Annotated in this window: 10 protein-coding genes; 9 read left to right on the top strand and 1 reads right to left on the bottom strand. The window is 57.5% G+C overall.

What is annotated here, in order from left to right; all coding sequences use genetic code 11:
* The first annotated feature begins 157 nt into the window (after positions 1-157).
* The 3 genes from QZH36_RS12415 to QZH36_RS12405 all read left to right on the top strand — a co-directional run bounded on the left by QZH36_RS12415 (position 158) and on the right by QZH36_RS12405 (position 9,097).
* A complete protein-coding gene (locus QZH36_RS12415) occupies positions 158-4,879 on the top strand; it encodes an autotransporter outer membrane beta-barrel domain-containing protein (RefSeq protein ID WP_301730337.1) in 4,722 nt (1,573 codons plus the stop codon).
* A 259-nt stretch (positions 4,880-5,138) separates the two neighbouring features.
* Positions 5,139-6,683 (top strand): methyl-accepting chemotaxis protein, encoded by a 1,545-nt coding sequence (locus QZH36_RS12410; protein WP_253456056.1) that lies wholly within the window; start codon positions 5,139-5,141, stop codon positions 6,681-6,683.
* A 767-nt stretch (positions 6,684-7,450) separates the two neighbouring features.
* Positions 7,451-9,097 carry a dihydroxyacetone kinase subunit DhaK gene (locus QZH36_RS12405; RefSeq protein ID WP_253456050.1) on the top strand — a complete coding sequence of 549 codons (1,647 nt, stop codon included), beginning with the start codon at positions 7,451-7,453 and terminating at the stop codon, positions 9,095-9,097.
* Between the two features lie 36 nt (positions 9,098-9,133).
* On the opposite strand, the gene sbmA is transcribed toward QZH36_RS12405, so the two are convergent.
* A complete protein-coding gene (sbmA, locus tag QZH36_RS12400) occupies positions 9,134-10,336 on the bottom strand; it encodes a peptide antibiotic transporter SbmA (RefSeq protein ID WP_253456047.1) in 1,203 nt (400 codons plus the stop codon).
* Between the two features lie 462 nt (positions 10,337-10,798).
* Between sbmA and QZH36_RS12395 the strand changes: the two genes are divergently transcribed.
* The 6 genes from QZH36_RS12395 to QZH36_RS12370 all read left to right on the top strand — a co-directional run bounded on the left by QZH36_RS12395 (position 10,799) and on the right by QZH36_RS12370 (position 19,619).
* Positions 10,799-13,681: an EAL domain-containing protein gene (locus QZH36_RS12395; RefSeq protein WP_301252137.1), complete on the top strand. Its 2,883-nt coding sequence runs from the start codon at positions 10,799-10,801 to the stop codon at positions 13,679-13,681.
* A gap of 629 nt (positions 13,682-14,310) precedes the next feature.
* Positions 14,311-15,045: a gluconate 2-dehydrogenase subunit 3 family protein gene (locus QZH36_RS12390; RefSeq protein ID WP_301730335.1), complete on the top strand. Its 735-nt coding sequence runs from the start codon at positions 14,311-14,313 to the stop codon at positions 15,043-15,045.
* Between the two features lie 2 nt (positions 15,046-15,047).
* On the top strand, positions 15,048-16,832 hold the full coding sequence (locus tag QZH36_RS12385) for a GMC family oxidoreductase (protein WP_253456038.1): 1,785 nt from the start codon (positions 15,048-15,050) through the stop codon (positions 16,830-16,832).
* A gap of 11 nt (positions 16,833-16,843) precedes the next feature.
* The gene (locus QZH36_RS12380) at positions 16,844-18,157 is read left to right on the top strand and encodes a c-type cytochrome (RefSeq protein ID WP_370734837.1); all 1,314 of its coding nucleotides are present in this window, start codon (positions 16,844-16,846) and stop codon (positions 18,155-18,157) included.
* A 348-nt stretch (positions 18,158-18,505) separates the two neighbouring features.
* On the top strand, positions 18,506-18,916 hold the full coding sequence (locus QZH36_RS12375) for a GNAT family N-acetyltransferase (RefSeq protein ID WP_301730334.1): 411 nt from the start codon (positions 18,506-18,508) through the stop codon (positions 18,914-18,916).
* A 16-nt stretch (positions 18,917-18,932) separates the two neighbouring features.
* Positions 18,933-19,619 (top strand): helix-turn-helix transcriptional regulator, encoded by a 687-nt coding sequence (locus QZH36_RS12370; RefSeq protein WP_301730377.1) that lies wholly within the window; start codon positions 18,933-18,935, stop codon positions 19,617-19,619.
* Positions 19,620-19,622 lie beyond the last annotated feature (3 nt).

Genomic DNA, 19,622 nt, shown 5'->3' with positions numbered 1-19,622 from the left:
CGTTTGCCGCCATAACTTTATATGGATCTTTCTTTTCAGTAGTGATGTGATTGTTATTAACAATTTTTAATTATTCGTCACGCCGCCTGCCGTCTGCAATCGCATTTTTACGGCGAGATGTTTTTTACTTTTTTCTTCAGCTCTGGAGGAAATATCCTTGTTTAAATTACATCCCCTTTTGTTAAGCCTTATTGCGGCACAGGGCGCGATAGCGCCTGCTTTTTACAGCCAGGCGGCGACGCTGAAACCCTTTTCACCCTATGTTAATGATAATAAAGTCGGCGCTTTTTGCGTCTGCAACGGCTCCACGCAAACGCTTAGCGGCAACCAGCAGTTTTCGCCGGGGCTGAGCGGCGAGCAAAGCTTTACGCTGAGAGAGCTACAGGGCCGTGTGAATAACCCTGACCTGTCGCTGGCAGAAAGGCCGGGCCTGGATCCCGGTACAGGCGGTTACACCATTTATGTCCCGGACTGGGAGAACGGCGGCTATCGTCCCTTTGACGTTTTTAATTCCGCCAGCATGGTCGAAATACCGCCGCTCGGGCTGGATACGCCGCTGCCAAACTATGTTGACGTCAAAGGCGGGCAATATATTAACGCCCGCGTGGCGCAGGTCAGTAAAGGCACCATTAACGTGGCAATCGGCCAGTCCGGTGCGGCAACGACGTCAGAAACCAACGGCTGGCGCATGGCGGCCAAACAGAGTCGGCTTTTTGCCGCCACCGGCAGCGGCAACATGAACTGGAATGGCGATAACCGCCTGACCTTTACCGCTGCGCTTCCACCTTCTGGCGGGCCTTACCTCACCCTTCCCGTAGACAGCGTGGCTGATTACAAAGGCGAATTCAGCGTCGCCACCAGAAATAACGTCATCACGCGATTCAACGTGACCAACTTTGATGATTTTAAAAACTATAACAACTGGCTTATCGGGCAGCTGGAAACGGGCCAGCTCAATCCCGAAAGCTACCGTGACGAGCTGGATAAAGCCGTAACTCTCACCAGCGGGCAAATCGTTTACGGCATAGTGGCGCAGGATGCGGATGACGAAGCGGCGCAGCCGATTGGCGAACTGGTGGTGCTCAGCGCAGACGGCGCGCAGGCCAGGGTTACGGTTAATAAAACGCTGGAGGTGGCGAACGCCAGCAGCGCGGTGCTGGCTGCAAACGGCGGCACCGCGATTATCAACGGTAAGGTCGCCAGTACCGGTAACGGCATCACCGATGGCAACGCGCTGGATCTGCTTAGCGGCAGTACCGGCGTTAATAACGGCGTTATTAATGCTGGCTTCTTCAATAATGCCGATGGCAGCGGCGTGGACAGCAGCACGGTCGGCCAAAGCCGCAACGCGGTACGGCTACAGGACGGCAGCCGTTTCACCAATAACGGCGTCATCAACATCGCAGGCAGCGGCACTGGCCTGGGGATTTTTAGCGGCAGCGCGATCAATAACGGCAACATTAATACAGGCGCGGCGGACGGCGCCAGCGGCGTGTTCGTTAACGGCCCGCAGGCGAGCTTCACCAATGCTGTGGACGGCACGCTCTGGCTGGGGCGATCGCCGCAAAATGCTCTGACGGATGAAGCCTTCGATACCCGGCTGTCCGGCGCCGTCGGCATTAATATGATTGGTGATGGCAGCGCCGTAAATGACGGGCATATCGTACTGGGTGCACAAACTCAGAACAGCACCGCCATGAAGGTGGTGAATGGCCCGAACGCCCGCCTGCAAAATAACGGCGTGATTGACGTTAACGGTCAGGCGGATTTTCGCCCGGAGGAGAATATCGCGCTGCTGGCGATCGACTCCGGCAGCGGCGGGCTGGTCGGCAACGCCGGGACGATCAATCTGAATGGCGATAACGGCACCGGGATCAAAGCGATCGCCAGCAGCGGCAGCTTTGCCAGCGTTTACTCGGACGGGATCGTCAACGTTAACGGCAGCACCGGGCCGTCAGGCGACACCCACAATACGGCGGTGTGGTTAAGAAGCGAGGCGGGCGGCAACGCTTATGCCTACCTCACTGGCCCAATCACTCTGGGGGGAGAAGGCGCCGTCGGCATCCGCGCTGACGGCGCAGGTACATCGGTTTACGATAGCGGCAGCGTTTCTGGCGGTGGCGCTAACGCAACCGCTTATCAGATAACCAACGGCGCGAGGATAACGCTGGGAGACGCTTCGTTGGTTAAACTAACCGGCGACAACAGCACCGGCGTACGGATACAAAACGGCGGCTCTTTTTTGATGCAGGGCGGTCTGGTCGCTGCTACCGGTATCGCGTTTGATGTGAGCGAAGGCACCGCGCAATTTTTTCCCGAAAGCGCCCAGCTGGAGTCAGGCGGTACGGCAGCGGTACGCGTGGGCCATAACGGTAATTTTGCGCTGTATGGCGACGGCATCTTCCGTAACAGCATTACGGGCAACGGCAGCGCCGACGCCGTTCTGCTGGAAGAAGGCGCCGCCGGGCTGTCGATTGACGGCGCTACGCTGACGGTAAACGGCAGCGGCAGCGCCATCAATAACCTGGCGGAAACCCCCAATATTTCCCTGGCCAACACCTATATCTATGCCCGGGGCAGCGGCAGCGGCATTCGTTCCGCCACCACTTTCGATTCACTGCTTTCCGTTGGTATCGAACCTTCCGACGGCGCAACGGGCTACACCTTTGCTAATGCCGATGGCTCGACCACGCAGGCCGACATGCTGGTGCCACGCAGCATGGTGATCCTTGTCGGCAGCGGCGGAACAGGGATCCGCGCCAATACCACGGGGAAAGTCATCTCGGAGGGAAACATCTATATCACCACTGAAAGCGGCGGTTCGGCAATTGTCAGCCAGACTGCCAGCGAAGTGGTAAACCGGGGCGACATCTTCTCGTGGAGTACGGTGGCGCCCGTTATCGATCTGCGCGGCGGCAGCACGGTATTTGTTAACGAAGGCACGATTGGCGCGCAATATGCCGATACGGTTATCGTGGCGGGCGGCGCGACGGACGATCGGATCGCCCTGATCGGTGGAGCGGTGCAGGGCGATGTGAACACGGGGAACGGCACCGATACGCTGACGCTGACCGGCGGCACCCTCAACGGCAGCCTGACGATGGGCAGCGGCATCGATAACCAGGCCTTTGTGCAGAACGTCAGCCTGGCTAACGTTAGTCATATCACCACGGCGGGCGGCGAAGGCAGCACGCTCAGCCTGAGCGAGATAGCGGCCCGTGGCGGCTCCTTCGCCAGCGACGACGCAGGCCGGGGCGTCAACCTGGGCGCGGGCTGGAGCACCATCAATTTCTACCATACCGACTGGACGTTGACCGACAATCTGCAGCTGGCGCACAGCACCCTGAATATCGATCGCGAGTCCACGCTCTATGCCGGAAACCTTGTAGATCCCGTACTGAGAGGCGGCACCAGCGATTCGCTGGTGGTGAATAACGCCGGTACGCTGGATCTGACCAACGGCTCCGGATCGCCGGGCAACACGCTGACCATCAACGGCACGCTGAACTCGCTGAACGGCACGCTGAAGCTCGCCAGCGCGCTTAACGGCGGCGGCGCGCCCGCCAACCAGCGCAGCGACATCCTGCGCGTAAACGGCGATGTTAACGGCACCACGTTGATTAACGTCACGCCAGCGGCAGGCAGCACCGGCGCGCTGAACGATGCTAATCAAAATGGCGTTATTGAGGCGAACGAAGGCATCTCGCTGGCACAGGTGGCAGGCAGTGCCAGCGCCAACAGCTTTGCGCTCCAGGGCGGCTATCTGGCAGCCGGGCCGTGGCGCTACGATCTCTACAGCTTTGCGCCGGGCAGCAGCGATGCCGCCCAGCGGCAGGTCGACGGCAGCGGCAGCCAGTTTCGCGACTATCGTCTGGCTAACGGCCTCGTCAGGAATAACGGCGTTTCCCGTGCGGCGGTAGTGCCGCAGGTGCCTGCTTATCTCTCCGCTCCGACCGGGCTGGCGTACTATTCCGCAGCCACGCTTAACGATCTGCATAACCGGCTGGGCGAGCTGCGTCAGGGCCAGGGCGAGGCCGGCGGGGAAATGTTCCTGCGCTATACCGGCGCCAACATGCGCTACAGCACCAGCCAGAGCTTCCAGAATTTCGGCTACGACCTGGATATGGATTACAGCGCGCTGCAGGTAGGCGGCAACGTCGTGCAGCTGGATGGGGACAACGGCAGCCTGCGCAGCGGCGTCGCCTGGACACGCGGTAACAGCCGCATCCGTCCGGACGCGGCCGACGGCTACAGCAGCACCACGTTCGACAGCGATACGCTGGCGCTTTATGCCACCTGGCTACAGGAAAGCGGCTTCTACCTGGACGGCACGCTCTCCTACAGCTGGCATCGTGGCGAAACGGATATTGCACGCAGGCAGAACGTGGCAAAGATCAAAGGCAAAGGCTGGAGCGCCTCGCTGGAGAGCGGCTATCCGTTTGCGCTGGGCGGCGGGCTGCGGCTGGAGCCTTCAGCCCAGCTGACTTACCTGCATCTGGGGCTGGATAACTTCAGCGACAGGGATAACCTGACGGTCAGCTACGACGATTCGCACCAGACCATTGGGCGCGTCGGCGCGAAGCTGGATCGACGCTGGAGCGATAACAGCGGCCGCCAGTACACGCCTTATCTGCGCACCAACTATTACAAAGGCTGGGACAGTCAGGCTAAAACCACAATAGGCGCTAAAGGCGTGGACGGCCTTGAGCAGAGCTTCCGCAGCGGTAAGTTCGGTCAGATGTGGGAAGCCGGCGTCGGCGCCACCACCGTCTTTAAAAATAACGTGTCGCTCTATGCGGAAGCGGACTATCGGAAAGAAATCGACGGCAACGGCGGCAAAGGCTGGGGCTATAACGCGGGCGTAAGGTGGCGTTTTTGATCTTTCAGCGGGCGTGATCCGTTCACCATACTAAAACATCTCTGCATAATAATGACTTGTCGTCGACAGGGTTTTGCGGGCGGCTGGAACCGGTTCTTTTCTCGCCAGATGGCTGTCCGTAAGGCTTTGCGGTTTTTTAACCTTTGCATGGAATTTAGCTTTAGCAACTAAAGTTCAGGCGGAACGGGCCGAAAATATAACGAATGATAATTTATCCACTCAAAGCCCAATCCTGGTCACCGCTTCAAGGATTTACGCCATGCGCAGCAATCAACCCGTAACACAGCAGGAATTTGCGTTTGATGAGAACGCCACGCTGATGTCAACCACCGACGCCAGCAGCCATATCACCTACGCGAACGACGTATTCATCAAAGTCAGCGGCTTTACGCCGGAAGAGATCAACGGGCAGCCTCACAATATAGTGCGCCATCCTGATATGCCGCCGGAAGCGTTTGCCGATATGTGGGCGACGCTGCAACAGGGCGAACCCTGGTCCGCGCTGGTGAAAAACCGTCGTAAAAACGGCGATCACTACTGGGTACGCGCCAATGCCGTGCCGATCGTGCGCAACGGTAAGATACAGGGCCATATGTCCGTTCGCACCCGTCCCGCCGCGCAGGAGATCGCGCAGGCTGAAAAATTGTATAAAGAATTTCGCGAAGGCAAGCGTAAGGGCTGGCGCTTCCATAAAGGGCTGCTGGTGCGTACCGGGGCGCTGCGCTGGGCCTCGCTGCTGAAAACCATGCCGCTGCGCTGGCGCATTCGCTCTGCGCTGCTGGCGCTGTGGCCGCTCTCCGTGGCGGGCGTCTGGGCGCTGGGGCTACCGGGCCAGTCGCTGGCGATATTCAGCGCCATCATGGCCGTGCTGCTGCTGCTGGCCACGAGCTGGCTTGAGCAGCAGGTTTCCCGTCCCGTCGAGCGGCTGTGCAAACAGGCGCTGAGCGTGGCGACCGGCGCCTGCCAGCAGGTCGACCAGATGGATCGCGTGGATGAAATCGGCACCACGCTGCGGGCGGTCGGGCAGCTGGGGCTGATGTTCCGCTGGCTGTTGGAAGACGTCAGCGGCCAGGCGGTCAACGTGATGAGCGCCAGCGATGCTATCGCGCACGGCAACAACGAGCTGAGCCGTCGTACGGAGCAGGCGGCGGCCAACGTCCAGCAAACGGCTGCCACCATGAATGAACTGACCGCCACGGTAAAAAGCAATACCGACACGGCGCAGCAGGTCAATACGCTTTCCGCCAGCACTCGCGATGCCGCGACCAAAGGCGGCGTGGTGATGAAAGATATGGTCGGCATGATGGCGGAAATTGCCGACAGTTCGAAGAAGATAGCCAACATCACCAGCGTCATTGATGGGATCGCTTTCCAGACCAATATCCTGGCGCTAAACGCTGCGGTGGAAGCCGCACGCGCGGGCGAGCAGGGCAAAGGCTTTGCCGTGGTGGCCGGAGAAGTGCGCAGCCTGGCGCAGCGCAGCGCCAAGGCCGCCAGCGAAATAAAAAGCCTGGTGGAGAACAGCGCGCTGAAGGTGGAGTCCGGCAGCGTCCACGTTAACGACGCGGGCAAAACCATGGAGGATATCGTTTCTCAGGTGCAGAACGTGACCTCGCTGATTGCGCAGATCAGTTCCGCCACCGCCGAGCAGGCTACGGCGCTGAGCGAAGTCAGCCTGGCGGTAGAAGACCTGGACAATATCACCCATCAGAACGCCGAGCGGGTGGAAGAAGGCGCGCAGGCGGCTGGCCGAATGACGCATCAGGCCACCCGTCTGGTGGAAGCGATCAGCGTGTTCCGCTAACGGTGATGCAGGCTTCGGTCGCGCCGTGTTTTGGCGAGCAGCGGACGGAGCCTGCCTTTTGAGCGGTATACTTTTAAACGGTACAACACAATTCCCGCCCGCTTTCCTTATTCTCCTGCCCAGGTGCCTGGCCGAAAACGCGGTGGCAACGCCTGTTTTACGCTCTCTCCACGGATATAACGCTTTAAGGCGGGCGGCCCCTCCGGGCTTTTTACAGCCAAAACAGCGATAAAAAAGAGCAGGCCTTGCGACCTGCTCCGCATAACGCCCTGGTGGTGGCGTGGTGAAGCTTATCCTGCTACAGAGGGGGATCGTCTGCGTTAAGGGGGAAAGCGCTGTCGGATAAAAGAAGCTTTCCCGAACGCCGCAGAACGATAACCAAAACTGTATAATAATTGACTGATATACTGCAATCTCAAAACCAGCGCAGAGAAACAATTAGGAATAATGCCGGGGTTTGAAATAATAAATTCTTTAGTAATCATGGTACTGTTTTCGGTTATTCGGAGTTTTCCTGTGGCGGGTACGCAGAGGCCCGACCAGAAGGGCAACGACTCTCCCACGGCAAAAAGTGATAAAAAATATAAAATATTCTGTTGTTTTTCCGTTAGCTTTTACCAACGTTTGTTGCTGAAAAAAGGGAAATCACGTCCATTTTAAGTTACTGCCTTTCTCCTTGCCCTGCCTGTTTCCTGCGCGGCCGCCGCAGGAATTCAACTACAGTTAGTGACTCAGTCCGCTCTTTTCAGCCAGGAGAAAACAGATTTATGAGTCAGTTTTTCATGCATCAAAAAAGCGATTTGGTCAGTGAAGCCATTGAAGGCGCGCTGATCGGCAACCCGTGGCACAGCCTTAGCCTGCTTGACGCCGGCCCCGATATTCGGGTGGTGGTGCGTAACGACTGGGATAAAAAGGACGTAGCGCTGATTTCCGGCGGCGGCTCCGGGCATGAACCGGCCCACGTGGGCTTTGTCGGAAAAGGAATGCTGACCGCGGCCGTCTGTGGCGATATCTTCGCCTCGCCGAGCGTGGAGGCGGTACTCAGCGCTATCATCAACGTCACGGGTGAAAAAGGCTGCCTGCTGATCGTTAAAAACTACACGGGCGATCGGCTGAACTTCGGCCTGGCGGCGGAAAAAGCCAAAAAGCTGGGCTTTAAGGTCGAGCTGGTGATGGTGACCGATGATATCGCGCTGCCGGATAATCCGCAGCCGCGCGGGATTGCCGGTACGGCGCTGATCCATAAAGTCGCCGGTTACGCCGCCGCCAGCGGAAAATCGCTGGAGGAGGTGATGGCAGCGGCCAACGAAGCCATTGCCGCCACCGCCAGCCTTGGTCTGGCCTTCAGCAGCTGCCATGTGCCCGGCGAAAAGCGGGACGAGCGGGTTAAAGAAGGCCAAAGCGAGTTAGGCATGGGCATTCATGGCGAACCGGGCGCCTCTACGCTGAAAACGCAGGACAGCCGCGAGATCGTTGCGCTGATGGCGGCGAAGCTGGCGGAGCACAATCCGGACAATAAAAAAACGGCGCTGTTAATCAATAACCTGGGCGGATTCTCTTCGCTGGAAATGGCGGTGCTGACGCGCGAGGTGCTGCGTTCGCCGCTGGGAAAACAGGTCGATCTACTGATTGGCCCGGCGACGCTGGTTAGCGCGCTGGATATGAAAGGCTTTTCGCTGTCGACGCTGCTGCTGACCGACGCGCTGGCGGAAGCGTTGCAGGCGCCGGTTGAGGCCAGCGGCTGGCAGCCCGCGAGCAAGCCTGCGCCGCTTAATACGCGCCAGGGCGAAAAAGTCGCGCGGCAGCAGCATTTTGCGCCTTCGGAAAATGCATCAACGGCCGCCATAGTTGCTACCGTTTGCCGCACGCTGGCAGAGCTGGAGACCGAGCTTAACCAGCTGGATGCCAAAGTGGGCGATGGCGACACCGGCTCGACCTTTGCCGCCGGGGCGAAAAAAATCCTCGCCGAGCTGGAAGCGAACAGGCTGCCGCTGAACGAGCCAGAAAACCTGCTAACGCTGATTGGCGAAGAGCTGGCGGTGGTGATGGGCGGATCCAGCGGCGTGCTGATGTCGATTATGTTTACCGCCGCCGGACAGAAGCTGGAAGAAGGCGAGGCGCTGCCGCAGGCGCTGAGCTACGGGCTGGAACGGATGCAGCACTACGGCGGCGCGCGGCCGGGCGATCGCACCATGATTGACGCGCTGGATCCGGCCTTTGCCGCGCTGACGGCGGGTAAAAGTAGAGAAGAGGCGGCGCAGGCGGCAAAAGCGGGCGCGGAAAAAACGGCGCAGATGAGCAAAGCGCAGGCGGGCCGCTCGTCTTACCTTAACCAGGAAAGCCTGCACGGCGTGAAGGATCCGGGCGCTTACGCGGTAGAGCAGGTCTTCGCCAGGCTGGCCGCGCAACAATAAGCGGCCCTTCCGGGGCGCGGTTCCTTCCGCGCCCTGTTAAAGCTCTCCCTCCGCTTCCCTGTCCAGTACCTGTTCAAACAGCCGCAGACGTTTATAAATAGACAACAGCTCAACCAGCGTGCTCCACGAATAAACCAGATACTGAAAGGCGCCGCGCACCTGTTCAAATACGTTATTGATCTGCTGGAGCAGCCCGAAGGTAATGGCGGCGGTGACAATAGAAGGGAACAGCACCACCAGGCCGAAAACGGCGTCCAGCTGCAAATAGAGCGAGCGGGCGATATTAAAATAGAGATAGTGAAAGTAGAGCCGGAAATAGTTTTTACGGATCAGCCCGAACAAATTTTGCACCGTGGGCGGACTGGCGCGTGCGGGATCGTCTTCGCCATAGACCAGTTCTTTACGGTAGCCCGCCTCCACCCGCTGATTACGAAACGACAGGCCCGGTAGCCTGATGCCGACGGCGGCCAGCAGCCCGGTGCCCAGCAGCGACCAGAGCACCACGGCAATCACCAGCGCGTAGGGCAGGTCACCCAGCAGCGGCACGTTTTTCACATGCACCGATAGCCCAATCAACACCGGCAAAAAAGCGATAAGCGTCATAACAGCGTTAATCAGGCTGACGCCCATATCCTCCAGCGTCGAGGCGAAGCGCATGGTGTCTTCCTGCACGCGCTGCGCCGCGCCTTCAATGCCGCGCAGCCGCGACCAGTGCGCCATATAATAGTTGTTCATCGCCGTGCGCCAGCGGAAAACATAGTGGCTGATAAAGAACATATTCAGCACATCCACCAGCACGGCGATCAGCGCAATGCTGAGAAAGCCGATCAGCTGCTGATAAAGCGTGGCGATCGGTACCGAATTGGGATGGGTCAGCGCGCGCTGGATCAGATCGTAAAACGGCTCATACCAGGCGTTGATAGCAACGTTCATCTGCACCGAAAACCAGGTTACAAAAATAATCAGCGCCGAACCGTTTACCGACCAATTTTGCCAGGGATGCGGACTGAACACGCGCCAGAACCCGGCGAACAGGGCGAAAGCCGCAAAATAATAAAGATAAAAAGCGAGGGCGGAAGGCGCGATAAAGCGCAAGGCGTTATTTGGCAGCGGGCCGGCATGGGCGAATGAGGTAAGAAACTGCCTGCCGCCGGCAAACCAGACGAGAATGGCGATCGCGCACCAGACGGCGGCGCTGCTGAAGAACAGCGCGGGGCGGGGGAAAAAGGATTTAAACATAGCGACTCCAGAACGGTAAGGCCACCATCTAACGCGATTACTCGTTAATGGTCTTACCGGTTTTGTATCCGCTGATGTCTGACCGCCGCCTTTGCAACAGGCGGGTGTTTCCGTTACGCCAGTCATTAACGTGAATAGCGGTCGCGAAGCGTTAATAAATTACAGGCCATTATTTTAATATTCTGCAAACATCTTATCCCGGGATTGTAGCGATCGCGGGTTGCAGCCACGCGTTCAACCCTGCATAGTCCTCCCCGCCCTGGCCCGGCAAAATAAATGCTGAATGTTATTTAAACGAGGCCGATAACGATAAGGCACTTTCAGGCAGCGGAGCCTGATACAGCAAGGTTTTACAGGGAATAGCGGCGCGGGATTGCTTCAGAAAAGGCGGGCCTGCAGCGGAGGGCCGCTTATCTGCAGGCCAGGCCTTCTTCGGGGCAGCGTCCCTCAGGCGGAAAGAAAATGAACGAAAATAATGATGTGATGTACCGACTGCTGGTGCAAAGCGTGGTCGGCTACGCCATTTATATGCTGAAACCTGACGGCACCGTAGCCAACTGGAACGCGGGCGCGGAGCGGGCGAAAGGCTATCTGCCGGATGAAATTATCGGCAGAAATTTTGACTGTTTTTACAGTGCGGAAGACAGAGAAAAAGGTCTGCCGCAGCGCGGCCTGGCCATCGCCCGCGAAAAAGGACGTTTTGAAACCGAAGGCTGGCGCTACCGCAAAGACGGCAGCGCTTTCTGGGCGCATGTGGTGATTGACGCCGTGCACGACGACGACGGCGGGCTAATCGGCTTCGCCAAAATTACCCGCGACTGCACCGAACAGCAGGCTCAGCTTGCCGAACAGCGCGCCCAGGAGCAGAAATTCCGTCTGCTGGTCGAAGGCGTGGTCGATTACGCCATCTACATGCTCGATCCCGACGGCTATGTGGTGAACTGGAACGAAGGCGCAAGGCGTTCCAAAGGCTATACGGCGGAAGAAATCGTCGGCAAACACTTCTCCTGCTTTTACAGCACGCAAGACCGGCTGGCTAAGCTCCCGGAAACCAACCTGAAAACCGCCTACCGTACCGGCCGATTCGAAGAGCAGGGCTGGCGCTATCGTAAAGACGGCACCTCTTTCTGGGCGCACGTGGTCATTGACGCCGTGCACGACGACGATGGCAGGCTAATCGGCTATGCCAAAATCACCCGCGACTGCACTGAACAACAGCGCGTGCTGCAAGAACAGCGCGAAAGAGAACAGGTGTTCCGTCTGCTGGTGGAGGGCGTCACCGACTACGCCATCTATATGCTCGATCCCCAGGGCCATGTGGTGAACTGGAATGCCGGCGCGCATCGCGCCAAAGGCTATACGGCGGAGGAAATCGTCGGCGAACACTTCTCCTGCTTTTACAGCGCGCAGGATCGCTTTGCCTGCCTGCCCGACAAAAACCTGGCGATTGCGCAAAGCGTTGGGCGTTTTGAAGATCAGGGCTGGCGCTATCGCAAAGACGGCAGCGCCTTCTGGGCGCACGTGGTGATCGAAGCGATTCATACTAAAGAAGGCCGCCTGCTTGGCTTTGCCAAAATTACCCGCGACTGCACTGAACTGCGCGAGTACGAACAGCAGATCCTGCGGGCAAAAGATCTGGCAGAGCAGAACAGCAATAAGATGGCCGCGCTGTCGAAGTTTCTCGACACCATTATCGGCAATATTCCCTGCTGCGTGATAGTGGAAGACGTGGTATCGCGCGAGGTGCTGCTGCTGAACAGCAAAGCGGAGCAGCTGCTGGGCGTAAAAATGAAGGAGCTTGCCGGCAAAAGGCTGGACGATTACATGCCCTCAGAGCTGAGCGGCTATTTTTCTCAGCTGGCGACCGCCGCACAGCGCAATGAAGGCGTGCATAAAAACGAGCAGCTGTTGCGTACCCGTGGCGGCGAACGGATCATCAACGCTTCGGCCTCGATTATTAACGGCAACGACGCCCATACTAACTACGTGCTGCTGATTGCTGACGACGTTACCGATCAGCGCGCGGCTGATGCGCGCATTCATCATATGGCGCATCACGATAACCTGACCAGCCTGCCGAACCGCGTGCTGTTCAGCCAGCGGCTGAACGAGGCGCTGCGCTGCGATTTCGATAATGGTAAACAGACGGCGGCGCTCTGTCTGGATCTGGATAACTTCAAGAACGTCAACGACGCGCTGGGCCATCAGGTCGGCGACGATCTGCTGCGCGCCGTCGCCAGCCGTTTGCGCGGCGTGCTGCGTGAACAGGATACGCTGGCGCGCAACGGCGGCGATGAATTCTCTATCGTACTGCCGGGCCTGACGCATTTACAGGAAGCCGAAGCGGTGGCGCAAAGGCTGATTGAGGCGATCCGTCCGACCTTCAACGTCGACGGACATAGCCTGACGGTAGGGCTGAGCATCGGCATTTCTATTGTCGCAGGCGGTCTGACCACCCCCGCCGAGCTGCTGCGCTGTGCCGATATGGCGCTGTACGAAGCCAAACGCAACGGCCGCAACCGCTTTGAGCATTTCTCCAGCGAAATGGGCGAAGCCGCCAGCAAGCGCCGCATGATTGAAACCGATCTGCGCGAGGCAATGACCCATCGCCATCTCAAGCTGTATTACCAGCCGATTACCGATAGTCTGGGCCAGGAGATCATCAGCTACGAAGCGCTGATGCGCTGGCACCATCCGAAACAGGGGCTGATTATGCCGCTGGACTTTATTCCCGTGGCGGAAGAAACCGGGCTGATCCACTCGCTTGGCGCCTTCGCGCTGTACGAAGCCTGCCGCGAGGCAGCGAAGTGGCCGGCGCATCAGAGCGTGGCGGTCAACCTTTCGCCGCTCCAGTTTAAAAACAGTTCGCTGGTGTCGGTAGTGGAAGCGGCGCTGAAGGATTCCGGACTGGCCCCGCACCGGCTGGAAGTGGAGATCACGGAGTCGGTGCTGCTGGACAACACCCTGGTCAATATCCGCATTCTGCAAAAGCTGAAAAAGCTGGGCGTGCGCATCGCGCTGGATGACTTCGGCACCGGCTACTCGTCGCTCAGCTATCTGCGTTCTTTCCCGTTCGATAAGATCAAAATCGACAAGTCGTTTATCAACGATATGAAAGAGAGCCGCGAGGCGCTGGCCATTATCCGGGCCATTACGGGCATGAGCCGCAGCCTGGATATTCAAATCACGGCGGAAGGGGTGGAGAGCAGCGAGCAGTTCGAGCAGCTGAAAATCGAAGGCTGCACGCTGTTCCAGGGGTATTATTTTGGCCGCCCGCAGCCGTCGGAGACGCGGCTGAAGCTGTTTGGCCTGGACGAAAAGCGCGACGGCCAGGTTCACCCTTAGCGGCCCGGTCCTGAACAGCGTTATGGCTACGATCGCCGCGTAGCTTATCCACCAGGGCGTCGTGCTGCGCGCTGGTCTTGCGCGCGCCTTTGGCTAAATCATTCGCGCGCAATGTGACAAGCTGGCCTTCTGCGGCTCATCCATCATAAGGCGCTGGCCTTCTGCGGCCGCGCGTTCTTCAGTAGCTTATCCCTTACAACGCCAGGCTGCGCGCTGGTTCTGCTGCCGCGCGTTCTTCAGTAGCTTATCCCTTACAACGCCAGGCTGCGCGCTGGTTCTGCTGCCGCGTGCTTTTCTGCGGCTTAACCACCACAACGCCAGGCTGCGTGCTGGTTCTGCTGCGGCCGCGCGTTCTTCAGTAGCTCATCCCTTACAACGCCAGGCTGCACGCTGGCCCTCTCTGGTGACGTGCCTCTCTCTTTCCGCCTGCCTGGTTGTTAATGAAATTGTGCCATTTTGTTTATTTACGCTAATTTTTTGCGCCGATTCCTGTTAAAATCCATAAATTGTTACCGGTAACATTGATTCAGATCACGCTAGCGCCCGATTTTTATAAAAAAACAGGCTAGCGGGTCTCCCATCACGAATGCTTACAGCCGAACAACCAGGCCATTTTAAAAGGCAATGTCATGTCAAAAGAAACGATCGGAAGCTCCCGCAGGGACTTTCTGCTGAGAACCATTACGCTTGCGCCCGCCGTGGCGATTGGCAGCACGGGCCTGGGCGCGTTAACCGCGCCAGCCGCAGCCGTAGCCGCGCCCGAGCCTGCAGGGCCGCAGCAGGCCCGCGATTACCAGCCCACCTGGTTTACCCCGGAAGAGTACGCTTTTATTAAGGCGGCCGTGGCGCGCCTGATCCCTGCCGACGAACGCGGCCCCGGCGCGCTGGAAGCGGGCGTGCCGGAATATATCGATCGTCAGATGAACACGCCTTACGCGACCGGTTCCAACTGGTATATGCAGGGGCCTTTCCATCCCGATGCCGACAAAGAGCTGGGCTATCAGTACCCGCTGATCCCGCGCGATATTTACCGCCTGGGCCTGGCGGACGCGGATGCTTTCTCCAAAGCGCAGCACGGCAAAGCGTTCGCCGACCTGAGCCACGACCAGCAGGACGCATTGCTACAGGCCTTTGAAGCCGGCAAAGCCGAATTCAAACAGGTTCCGGCTAAGGTTTTCTTCTCTTTCCTGTTACAGAACACGCGCGAAGGCTTCTTCAGCGATCCTGTGCATGGCGGCAATCAGAATATGGTCGGCTGGAAGCTGATCGGCTTTCCGGGCGCGCGCGCTGATTTTATGGACTGGGTTGAACGGGGCGAGCGCTATCCGTTCCCGCCGGTGTCGATTCGTGGGGAAAGAGCATAAGCATGGCAAACGTAATGAAAAAAGTAGATGCGGTGATCGTAGGCTTCGGCTGGGCGGGATCGATCATGGCGAAAGAGCTGACCGAAGCGGGCCTGAACGTGGTTGCGCTGGAGCGTGGCCCGCATCGCGACACCTATCCTGACGGCGCGTATCCGCAGGTTATTGATGAGCTGACCTATAACATCCGTAAAAAGCTGTTCCAGGATCTCTCCAAAAGCACCGTGACCATCCGCCATAACTCGGCGCAGACCGCGCAGCCCTATCGCCAGCTTGCCGCGTTTTTACCCGGCACCGGCACCGGCGGCGCGGGCCTGCACTGGTCAGGCGTGCATTTCCGCGTCGATCCGATCGAGCTGCGGATGCGCAGCCACTATGAAGAGCGCTACGGCAAAAAGTTTATTCCTGAGGGCATGACCATTCAGGATTTCGGCGTCACCTATGACGAGCTGGAGCCGTTTTTTGATAAGGCCGAAAAAGTGTTTGGCACCTCCGGCTCGGAATGGCGCGTTAAGGGCAAAGTCGTCGGCCAGCAGGGACGCGGCAACCCGTTCGCGCCGGATCGCTCCGACAAGTTCCCGCTGCCCGCGCAGAAGCGAACCTTCTCCGCGCAGCTGTTCGCGCAGGCCGCTGAATCCGTTGGCTATCATCCTTACGATCTGCCTTCCGCCAATACTTCCGGCCCGTACACCAACACCTACGGCGCGCAGATGGGGCCGTGCAACTTCTGCGGCTATTGCAGCGGCTACGCCTGCTATATGTATTCCAAAGCGTCGCCGAACGTTAACGTGCTGCCTGCGCTACGTCAGGAAGCGAAGTTTGAGCTGCGCGAAAACGCCAACGTGCTGCGCGTCAACCTGACCGACGACAAAAAGCGCGCTACCGGCGTGACCTATGTCGATGCGCTTGGCCGCCAGATCGAGCAGCCCGCCGACCTGGTGATCCTGTCCGCCTTCCAGTTCCATAACGTGCACCTGATGCTGCTGTCCGGCATCGGCAAGCCTTACGATCCGGTCACTAACGAAGGCACCGTAGGCCGTAACTTTGCCTATCAGAATATTTCCACCATCAAGGCCTTCTTTGATAAAGACGTCTTTACCAACAACTTTATCGGCGCGGGCGGCGCGGGCGTGGGCGTGGACGACTTCAACGCGGATAACTTCGACCACGGCAAATATGGCTTTGTCGGCGGCTCGCCGTTCTGGGTTAACCAGGCGGGCGTGAAGCCGATCTCCGGCCTGCCGACGCCGCCGGGCACGCCAGGCTGGGGCAGCAAGTGGAAAGCGGCGGTCGCCGATCACTATACGCATCATGTCTCGATGGACGCGCACGGCGCGCACCAGTCCTATCGCAACAACTATCTGGATCTGGATCCGAACTACAAGGATGCCTTCGGCCAGCCGCTGCTGCGTATGACCTTCGACTGGCAGGAAAACGACATCAAAATGTCGCAGTTTATGCATGGCCGGATGCACAAAATCGCCGAAGCGATGAACCCGAAACTGATCAGCGGCGCGCCGAAAATGCCGGGTACGCATTTCGACACCACCGTGTATCAGACCACGCATATGAACGGCGGCGCGATCATGGGCGAAGATCCGAAAACCAGCGCGGTTAACCGCTATCTGCAAAGCTGGGATGTGCCGAACGTGTTTGTTCCGGGCGCGTCCGCCTTCCCGCAGGGTCTGGGCTACAACCCGACCGGCATGGTGGCGGCGTTGACCTACTGGTCAGCGAAAGCGATTCGTGAACAGTACCTTCCAAGTCCAGGTCCGTTGGTGCAGGCGTAAGGATGACCATGATGAAAATGCTGATCCCGGCTCTGATGCTGGGTATGACCACCTTTGTTGCGGCGGCGGAGGATAACGGCGCCGATCTGATCAAGCGCGGCGAGTATCTGGCGCGCGCGGGCGACTGCGTGGCCTGCCATACCAAAATGGGTGGCGAATCTTTTGCCGGCGGGCTGGCGATGGCGACGCCCATTGGCAAGATTTACTCCACCAACATCACGCCCGATAAGAAAACCGGCATTGGCGATTACAGCTATGACGACTTTCAGAAAGCGGTACGCCACGGCGTAGCGAAGAACGGCGACACGCTCTACCCGGCGATGCCTTATCCTTCCTATGCCGTGGTTAACGATGAGGATATGCACGCGCTTTACGCCTACTTTATGCATGGCGTGAAGCCGGTTGAGGCCGAAAACAGGAAAAGCGACATTCCTTGGCCGCTGTCGATGCGCTGGCCGCTGTCGATCTGGCGCGGGCTGTTTGCACCGGACGTAAAAGCTTTCCAGGCGATTAAAGGGCAGGATGCGGTGCTGGCTCGCGGTCAGTATCTGGTGGAAGGCCTGGGCCACTGCGGCGCCTGTCATACCCCGCGTAGCCTGACCATGCAGGAAAAAGCGTTGAACGACGGCGAAGGCAGCGACTACCTTTCCGGCAGCAGCTCGCCGATTGACGGCTTTACCGCTAACAACCTGCGCGGCGACAGCCGTGACGGACTGGGCCGCTGGAGCGAAGACGATCTGACGCAGTTCCTGCGCTATGGCCGCAACGATCGTACCGCGGCCTTTGGCGGCATGACCGAAGTGGTGCAGCACAGTTTGCAGCATTTAAGCGACGAAGATATCACCGCCATTGCGCGCTATCTGAAATCCCTGGGCGCGAAAGACTTAAATCAGGTCGGCTTTACGCCGGATGACAAGGTAGCGAAGGCGCTGTGGAAGGGCGACGACAGCAAACCGGGCGCGTCGGTGTACGTCGACAGCTGCGCGGCCTGCCATAAAACGGACGGCAGCGGCTATAAGCGCTTCTTCCCGCAGCTGAGCGGCAATCCTGTGGTGCTGGCGGAAGATCCAACCTCGCTTATCCATATCGTTATCAGCGGCGCGACGCTACCGGGCGTGAAGGGTGCCCCTTCTGCCATCACCATGCCGGCTTTCGGCTGGCGGCTGAACGACCAGCAGGTCGCCGACGTGGTGAACTTTATCCGCACCAGCTGGGGCAATACGGCCAAAGAGCAGGTTAGCGCCAGCGACGTGGCGAAAGTGCGTAAAAACGACGCTGAACAGCAGGGCAGCGTGGATATTGAGAAGCTGACTGAAGTGAAATAAGCGACTTTACGATCGAAAACGGCCAGCAAACTGGCCGTTTTTTTTTGCTTTATTTTTTAGTCCTCCCGCTATTTTTAGCGTGCTGCTCCAGGAGGTGTCTGTTATTTCAGAAAAGACGTGCCTCTTAATTTTTGCGTCAGATTAGATGCAATCTGATTAGTTGCACGGTGTAATAATTTCCCTGGTGTCGGCATTGACTGAAAATTAAATGACTACTTATTTTATAATTTATTTCCGTATAATAAAGACGAACCCGCATTGAATAACACGGTAGAAAATCCTCTTGAATTACTATCGTCAAAATGTTATTGGCTGCGGACTGGACGTTAATTTACAACGGGAGAAATAATGGAAATCGTTGTCACGGATAATCCTTCTTTACCGGATGAAGAGTTCGTTATTGATAATTTATGGAAACATAACAGCCAGTTTGACGAAGTGGATATTACACCGCTTTTCCTTACGCTGCGGGACGAGCAAAACCAGATCCTCGGCGGCCTGGTGGCGCGGACGTGGTGGCAGGGCTTAGAAGTGCAGTATCTCTGGGTTGGCGAAGCCGCACGCGGGCAGGGTAAGGGCCGGGAGCTGATGATAAAAGCGGAAGAGGTCGCCAGAAATCGCGGTTGTCGCATGTCCTATGTGGATACCTTTGATTTTCAGGCGAAAGGCTTTTATGAGAAACTGGGCTACAACGTCTATGGCAGCATGGAAGGCTACCTGGGCAAATATACGCGGTTCTATTTACAGAAAATGTTCTGATAATACGGAAAAAGCTATGCCGCCCACTAATGCGAAAATTAGCGCTTTTCGGAGCTTTATCGCTATGATGGAGCATCTGAACGAGCCCTGGGGTATTAAAGACCTTGATTCCAGACATCTTTATATGAACAAGGCCGCTTACCTTTATACCAATACGCCTGCATCATTCACGGTTGAAGGTGCCTGGGATGATGAGTTCCCGGCTGGTTGGGCGGAATGTTCGGCAGCGTTGCGGGAGCACGATCGTCGGACAGAAGAGCATTTGGGAAGAGTCGCGGTCATTGAAACGCATTATTGGTATGGCCGGGAAACGCTTTCACCTTATATCAGCGAAAAACTGCCGGTATTCGATGAACAGGGAAACTGTATCGGCACTATCTGGAATGCAAGACCGCTCGATACGCTGACGCCGCTGAAGTTTATTAATCACAAAAAGCCTGGCGTACTGACGACCGCTACGGAAAATAAATTATTTACGCCGTCCGAGCTGGATATTATCTTTCTGATGCTGCAAAGGTATACGGCAAAAGAGATCGCTAGTATCTTTAACGTCAGCGTAAAAACAATTGAAAATCGGGTATATACGATATATCAGAAAGCTGACGTGCATTCGTTGAAGCAATTTGAAGAATATTGTATCGCTCATAATCTGGAAAACTATATCCCTGCCCGTTTGATGAAGAAAGGGATTAACTTTATTTAACAC

Source organism: Erwinia wuhanensis (assembly GCF_030484085.1).
Classification (GTDB): Bacteria; Pseudomonadota; Gammaproteobacteria; order Enterobacterales; family Enterobacteriaceae; genus Erwinia; species Erwinia aeris.
The sequence above is the reverse complement of the archived record's forward strand: the minus strand, read 5'-3'. Positions and strand labels throughout refer to the sequence as shown.

Excerpts from the sequence above, each read along its gene's own strand:
- QZH36_RS12410 (WP_253456056.1), top strand. The coding sequence starts at position 5,139 with ATGCGCAGCAATCAACCCGTAACACAGCAGGAATTTGCGTTTGATGAG.
- QZH36_RS12405 (WP_253456050.1), top strand. The coding sequence starts at position 7,451 with ATGAGTCAGTTTTTCATGCATCAAAAAAGCGATTTGGTCAGTGAAGCC.
- sbmA (WP_253456047.1), bottom strand. The coding sequence starts at position 10,336 with ATGTTTAAATCCTTTTTCCCCCGCCCCGCGCTGTTCTTCAGCAGCGCC.
- QZH36_RS12395 (WP_301252137.1), top strand. The coding sequence starts at position 10,799 with ATGAACGAAAATAATGATGTGATGTACCGACTGCTGGTGCAAAGCGTG.
- QZH36_RS12390 (WP_301730335.1), top strand. The coding sequence starts at position 14,311 with ATGTCAAAAGAAACGATCGGAAGCTCCCGCAGGGACTTTCTGCTGAGA.
- QZH36_RS12385 (WP_253456038.1), top strand. The coding sequence starts at position 15,048 with ATGGCAAACGTAATGAAAAAAGTAGATGCGGTGATCGTAGGCTTCGGC.
- QZH36_RS12380 (WP_370734837.1), top strand. The coding sequence starts at position 16,844 with ATGAAAATGCTGATCCCGGCTCTGATGCTGGGTATGACCACCTTTGTT.
- QZH36_RS12375 (WP_301730334.1), top strand. The coding sequence starts at position 18,506 with ATGGAAATCGTTGTCACGGATAATCCTTCTTTACCGGATGAAGAGTTC.
- QZH36_RS12370 (WP_301730377.1), top strand. The coding sequence starts at position 18,933 with ATGCCGCCCACTAATGCGAAAATTAGCGCTTTTCGGAGCTTTATCGCT.